Annotated in this window: 1 protein-coding gene; it reads left to right on the forward strand. The window is 74.4% G+C overall.

Annotated elements, in window-relative coordinates:
• The first annotated feature begins 30 nt into the window (after nt 1-30).
• Complete coding sequence (locus tag EIO58_RS18280; protein ID WP_127820592.1) at nt 31-1,119, forward strand: UDP-N-acetylglucosamine--N-acetylmuramyl-(pentapeptide) pyrophosphoryl-undecaprenol N-acetylglucosamine transferase; 1,089 nt, start codon at nt 31-33, stop codon at nt 1,117-1,119.
• Nucleotides 1,120-1,170 lie beyond the last annotated feature (51 nt).

A 1,170-nucleotide genomic window follows, 5' to 3' on the forward strand; every position in this document is an offset into this window, starting at 1 on the left:
CGCGACCCGACGTCCGGGTAGGCTCGGGGAGTGACGACGTACCTCCTCGCCGGCGGTGGCACCGCCGGCCACGTCAACCCGCTCCTCGCCGTCGCCGACGCGCTGCGCGACCGCGACCCCGACGTGCACGTGCTCGTGCTCGGCACCCGCGAAGGCCTGGAGTCCCGGCTCGTCCCCGAGCGCGGGTACGAGCTGCTGATCGTCGACAAGGTGCCTTTCCCGCGGCGCCCGAGCCGCGCCGCCGTGGCGTTCCCCGGGCAGCTCCGCCGCGCGATCGGACAGGTGCGTGCCCACATCGCGTCGCGTGGCGTCGACGTCGTGGTCGGCTTCGGCGGGTACGCTTCGGCGCCCGCGTATGTCGCCGCGCGCCGCGAGCGGATCCCGGTCGTCGTCCACGAGGCCAACGCCCGCCCCGGGCTGGCGAACATCCTGGGCGCCCGTCGGGCGGCCGCTGTCGGCGTCGCCTTCGAGGGCACTCCGCTCAAGCGATCGCGGGTCGTGGGGATGCCGCTGCGCCGCGAGATCGTGACACTCGACCGCGAAGCGCTCCGCGCCGAGGCCGCCGAGCATTTCGGTCTCGATTCGTCCCGCCCCGTCCTCCTCGTCTTCGGCGGGTCATTGGGTGCCCGACGGCTGAACGAGGCGTTCGGCGAGGGACACGACGCCGCCTGGCGCGATGTGCTGGCCGCCGGATGGCAGCTGCTGCACGCCACGGGCGAGCGCTCGGAGCTCGCCGACCCCGGCGCCGAGGGCTATGCCGTCCGGCGCTACCTCGACCGCATGGACCTCGCTTTCGCGCTGGCGGACGTCATCGTCTCGCGCGCGGGCGCCGCGACGGTGAGCGAGATCAGCGCGCTCGGCATCCCCGCCGTGTACGTGCCGTATGCGGTGGGAAACGGCGAGCAGGCGCTCAACGCCGCGTCGGCGGTGCGCGCACGAGCGGCGGTCATCATCCCGGATGCCGAGTTCACAGGTGCTCGCGTGCGCTCCCAGGTCGTGCCGCTCCTGGCCGACGACAGCGAGCGCGCGCGGATGACCGAGGCCGCGGCATCCGTCGGCACCCGCTCCGGCACCGAGAACGTCGTCGCGATGATCGACGAGGCGCTCGCCCGCCGCTGAGGGATCGCGATCCCTCAGGCGGTCGTCGGCCCCGGTGCCCGCAGGGCCGCC

It is taken from the genome of Microbacterium sp. CPCC 204701 (assembly GCF_004010105.1).
Classification (GTDB): domain Bacteria; phylum Actinomycetota; class Actinomycetes; order Actinomycetales; family Microbacteriaceae; genus Microbacterium.